The organism is Campylobacter sp. 7477a (assembly GCF_014892335.1).
GTDB classification, from domain to species: Bacteria; Campylobacterota; Campylobacteria; order Campylobacterales; family Campylobacteraceae; genus Campylobacter_A; species Campylobacter_A californiensis.
The window spans coordinates 1-4957 of the sequence record NZ_JADBJH010000048.1; the positions used below are offsets into that span (position 1 = coordinate 1).

At 36.5% G+C, this 4957-nt stretch carries 4 protein-coding genes and 1 pseudogene; 3 read left to right on the forward strand and 2 right to left on the reverse strand.

The features are described from left to right. The 3 genes and pseudogenes from CCAL5182_RS09035 to CCAL5182_RS09045 form a co-directional block, all read left to right on the forward strand. Window positions 1-187: pseudogene (locus tag CCAL5182_RS09035) on the forward strand (flagellar type III secretion system pore protein FliP); the annotation flags it as partial. A gap of 32 nt (window positions 188-219) precedes the next feature. Beyond that, window positions 220-1440 (forward strand): hypothetical protein, encoded by a 1221-nt coding sequence (locus CCAL5182_RS09040; RefSeq protein WP_170000532.1) that lies wholly within the window; start codon window positions 220-222, stop codon window positions 1438-1440. Then, window positions 1437-2309, forward strand: coding sequence for a DMT family transporter (locus tag CCAL5182_RS09045; RefSeq protein WP_336610849.1), 873 nt, complete (start codon window positions 1437-1439; stop codon window positions 2307-2309). The genes CCAL5182_RS09040 and CCAL5182_RS09045 overlap by 4 nt, the downstream gene beginning before the upstream one ends. 7 nt (window positions 2310-2316) lie before the next feature. Here the strand turns inward: CCAL5182_RS09045 and CCAL5182_RS09050 are convergent, their stop codons facing one another. Both CCAL5182_RS09050 and CCAL5182_RS09055 read right to left on the reverse strand, forming a co-directional pair. Next, window positions 2317-3000: a metallophosphoesterase gene (locus CCAL5182_RS09050; RefSeq protein ID WP_169972584.1), complete on the reverse strand. Its 684-nt coding sequence runs from the start codon at window positions 2998-3000 to the stop codon at window positions 2317-2319. 80 nt (window positions 3001-3080) lie between these two features. Further along, window positions 3081-4559 carry an aldehyde dehydrogenase family protein gene (locus tag CCAL5182_RS09055; RefSeq protein WP_169938882.1) on the reverse strand — a complete coding sequence of 493 codons (1479 nt, stop codon included), beginning with the start codon at window positions 4557-4559 and terminating at the stop codon, window positions 3081-3083. Between the last annotated feature and the right edge of the window lie 398 nt (window positions 4560-4957).

Below are 4957 nucleotides of genomic sequence, written 5' to 3' on the forward strand. Positions count from 1 at the left end.
CGAGATAGCATTTTTGCTCTACCTGCCGTTTCTTGTTATCGATATGGTTGTAAGCTCGGTTTTGATGGCCATGGGTATGATGATGCTTCCTCCGGTTATGATATCTTTGCCGTTTAAGCTTTTGATATTTGTTCTGGTGGATGGCTGGAATTTATTGGTTGGAAACTTAGTAAAAAGTTTTCACTAATGTTGCCTGTTTTTGCCGCTTGAGGTGCTATCATGAGTGCTAAAATTTTAATATTTTTACTATTTAGCTGTGTTGCATGGGGGGGAAATTTAGTTCAGATCATAAATTTGGCTCAAAGTGCAAAACTCGAAGAGTATGTTAAATTTAACCAAATAAACCAAGAAGATACAAAAAACAAGCTACTAAATATTGATATAAATGCTCGTTATAAGCTCTCTAAAGACTTAAGTAAAGATGTTGTGTTAAGGTCTGGTGGTATAACTGCTAGGATAGAGTATCTGCTTTTTGATGGTGGAGAAAGAGAAGCGGCAAATAAAATTTTACTATACAAAAATGCAAATAATTTTTATAAAAATGATGAGTTTTTAAATTTAATCAGCTTTCAAGTAGGCAAAATTTATTTTAACGCCATCGCTATAGCCGAGCTTATAAATATCGAGCAAGAAAGGCTGGAACTTTTAAAAGAGTTAAGCATAGACGCTTCGTTTTGGCTTGAGTTTAATGACATCGGCTTTGATGAGTTTGCGGCACTTGGATTAAATTTAAAAAACAGTCAAGAGACACTTGAGGAGCTTTTGTTTAGGCAAAATGAGCTTTTGTCGCGTATCAGCCTTCTTTCTGACGCAAGTATAAATTTTGAGCACGGCTCAAGCGTGATAATGCCTAAATTTGATAACAAAACATCTTTGCTTAAATTAAATGCAATAAAGCAAGAAAAAATCATCAAAAAAGAGGAAGAAAAACAAGAAAAGAGTCGCTTTGCTCCAAAGGTTTATTTAAAAGACTTTCAGCATCTTAGTGCAGACGATCTAAAGATAGGAAACAAGAGCGGTTCTGAAGCATTTGATAAATATCTTGATGCTAATAAGCCCATGATCGAGTTTAAATGGGATATCCCAAATGAATTAAGTTTAAGTAGACAAAGACAAGAAAAAAGAGTTGCCTTACTTAGCGCCAATGAAGAAGAGGATGGGATTATCCTTAAACTAAAAGCCATCAAAAAACGCATAAATAAACTTGATGCAATGGTAAAAATAGACACCATTAAACAGCTTGATATCCAAAAAAATTTAAAAACAATCACTCAAAGATACGCAGAAGGAAAGATGGAATATCGTGAATTTTTTTATTTATTTGGCAAAAATTTCGATGATAGAATAAATTTTATATTAAATTATGATGAGATGCAAATGCTCTGCCTTGAGTATTATTACGAGGCTGGTGATGAAATTTTAAAGAGGATTTTTGATTGAAAAATTTAGTTTTTGTAACTTTTTTGTGGGCGTTTAGTTTTAGTCTTATAGGTGAATTTTTAGCTGGCAAGATCGATAGTTATTTTAGTGTTTTTGTGAGAGTGGCACTTGCGGCGTTGGTGTTTTTGCCATTTACTAAATTTAGAGGGATTAAGCCTAGTTTTGCATTAAGTATCATGGCGATAGGTGCCGTGCAGATCGGCGTAATGTATCTTTTTTACTATAACTCTTTTTTGTATCTTTCGGTGCCCGAAGTCGCCCTTTTTACAATATTTACACCATTTTATGTAACGCTTGTGTATGATGCGTTTAACCGTAAATTTAAAAAGCTTTATCTAGTGAGTGTTGGCATTGCGGTATTTGGAGCATTTATCATAAAATACGGCGCTATAAATGATGGATTTTTAACGGGATTTTTATTGGTTCAAGGAGCAAATATTTGCTTTGGAGCAGGGCAGAGTGCGTATAAAATTTTACTTGAGAAAAACACCATAGAGCAAAAAGGAATTTTTGGATATTTTCATTTTGGAGCGTTTTTTGTCACGTTGCTGGCGTTTTTGGTGTTTGGAAATTTTAGCCGTATAACTCCTGACTTAATTCAAAGCGCCGTTCTTATATGGCTAGGCGTCGTGGCTAGTGGAGTTGGGTATTATCTATGGAATAAAGGAGCAACGCAGGTTGATAGCGGAGTTTTGGCTATCATGAACAACGCGTTAATTCCCGCTGCTATCATTGTAAATTTGTTATTTTGGTATAAGCAAACTGACCTTTTACGCCTTGTGGTTGGAGGAGTGATTCTTTTTGCCTCGCTCGCTGTGCATAAGCGAATAATCAAATTTTATGAAAACCACGAAGTAAAAACAGTTTAAATTTAGCCTAACTTTCGATATTTTCTTGCGTAAAAATTTTCATACTTGGAAATTCGATCGCGCAAAGACGCGGGTTTGCTCCTTGCTTGTAAACACAGCCAAGGTCTATATTTGCACTAAAATTTGTTATATCAGGATCTTTAAGCGGAGTATGTCCGTAGACATTAAAAATTTTTGCATTTTCAAAAGTATCGTCACGCCCTGATATGACGTGCTTTCTAAAATCATCTTTTAGGCTTTTATCTTTTCTACTTTTCCACATTTTACCTACGGCAGAATGCGACACCACAAGCTTTCTTTGATCCGAGGTTTTTAAATTTTTATACTCTATATACACTGGTAAGGAACGCATAAATTTAAGATGTTTTTCTTTTAATTTTTGCTTGTTTTGATACGAAGCAAAGGTCTGTGCTCTACCGTTTTTATAAAACCAAGGCTCATTTAAAAGCTCTTTGCCTTTTAAAAATTCATCGCTAAATTTAAGAAGCCTAAATTCGTGGTTGCCAAGGACGCAGTCATAGCCGTTTTGTAAAATAAGCTCTATGACTTCGGCGCTATTTTCGCCTCTATCTATCACGTCTCCAACAAAGCAAATACGCGAATTTAGTCCGTTGGGAAATTTGTCTATAAGTGCAAGTAGGGTTTTATAGCAACCGTGAACGTCGCCGATGACATAGATGTTTTCTTGCATATTTGTCCTTAAAAAGTACAAATTATACCAAAGAGAGTTTAAAAATTTAAAGAAGATAGGGCGAAAATTCGCCCTATACGTTACTGCTCGTAAAAGCCGCTTGGTTTTCCTGTAAGATCTATCATGATATTTTTCATTTGAGTGTAGTGTTCTAGGATTATCTTGTGTGTTTCGCGACCAATACCTGAGTTTTTATATCCGCCAAATGGACTTCCTTCAGGGATTTGGTTGTATGTATTTATCCATACGCGACCTGTTTCCATTAGTCTAGCGACACGAAGCGCTTTAGTTATATCTTGAGTGAAGATACCTCCGCCAAGACCATACTCACTATCATTTACCATTTTGATAAGCTCTTCTTCGTCTTTAAATTTTATCACGACGCCAACAGGACCGAAAATTTCCTCTTGAGCTACACGCATGTCATTTGTGACATTGGTAAGTAGAGTAGGCTTAACAAAAGCACCTTTATCGCAACCGTTTGCACTATATGCTTCGCCTCCTACTGCTACCGTAGCACCTTCGTCTTTGCCGATCTTTACGTATTCAAGGATCTGAGCCGCTTGTTTTTTGTTTACTTGTGCGCCCATTTGTGTGTTAGGATCTAGCGGATCTCCGACTTTGATATTTGCAAATTTCTTAACCGCTGCTTCCATAAATTTATCATAGAATTTCTCTTCTACAAAGATCCTACTTCCCGCGCAGCAAACTTGGCCTTGGTTAAAAAGTATGCCAAGTTGAAGTCCGTCAAGCGCTTTTTCTAAATTTGCGTCGGCAAAGAAGATATTTGCACTCTTTCCGCCAAGCTCTAGCGTGGCAGGGATTATGCGTTGTGCGGCTGCGATAGCGATATCGCGACCTATCTCGGTTGAGCCTGTAAATGCTAGTTTATCAAGTCCGGTGTGATTTTTGATCCACTCACCGGATTTGCTTCCGCGACCGGTTACTATGTTTACAAGACCTTTTGGCAAGATATCGCCTATTAGTCTAAATAGTTCAAGAACACTAAGGCTTGTTTCGCTTGATGGTTTAAATACGCTTGCGTCACCCGCGGCAATAACCGGAGCTAGCTTCCAAGCCGCCATTAAAAATGGAAAATTCCAAGGCACTATTTGTCCAACAACGCCGATAGGTTCGCGAAGCACTATAGAAAGTTGCTGTTCGTTTAGAACGTTTGAACTTCCCTCCTCTCCCTGTATAACACCTGCAAAATACCTAAAATGCTGAGCTGCAAAAGGGATGTCAACATTTAGTGTTTCTCTTATAGGTTTGCCGTTATCCATTGTTTCCACGCGAGCAAGGTGTTCTTTGTTTGCATCAATTATATCGGCGATTTTATTTAAAAGAGCACTTCTTTCATTTACGGTGCTACGTTTAAATTTATTAAACGCCTCTCTAGCAGCTTTAACCGCATCATTTACGTCATCTTCTGTTGCGTCTGCTATTTTAGCTAGAAATTCTCCGTTTGCAGGGTTTGTGCTATCAAGAGTTGCGCCATCTTTTGCGTCACGCCACTCACCATTTATATAAAGACCGTATTTTGGTAGTAGTTCTGTCATTTTTTCTCCTTGTATTTTTTATGAATTAACAATAAAATTATATTCTCTAGCTACTTAATGCTTTTTAAATTATGATTAAATTTTATATATAAAATTGAATTTGAAATTTATTTATCAGAAAAATAGAAAAAAGCCCTAAAATAGCTTTATATGCATAAAATAAAGGAAAGATAATATATAAAAATGACCAAAATTTACACAAGATGTAAACGGTTTTTAACAAAAAAGTGTTATTTTTAGTTATAAAGGTAAATTCGCCAGGGCAAGGCGTTTTCTAGCCCAGGCGAATTTGTGGTGGTTAGCAGTGATTAAAATTTGCTTTTTTTGACGTCTTCGACTATCATTTTTGCCATTACGTCTACTTTTTGTGTCACTTCGCTTGTTGTATTTACGATACT

Excerpts from the sequence above, each read along its gene's own strand:
- CCAL5182_RS09040 (WP_170000532.1), top strand. The coding sequence starts at position 220 with ATGAGTGCTAAAATTTTAATATTTTTACTATTTAGCTGTGTTGCATGG.
- CCAL5182_RS09050 (WP_169972584.1), bottom strand. The coding sequence starts at position 3,000 with ATGCAAGAAAACATCTATGTCATCGGCGACGTTCACGGTTGCTATAAA.
- CCAL5182_RS09055 (WP_169938882.1), bottom strand. The coding sequence starts at position 4,559 with ATGACAGAACTACTACCAAAATACGGTCTTTATATAAATGGTGAGTGG.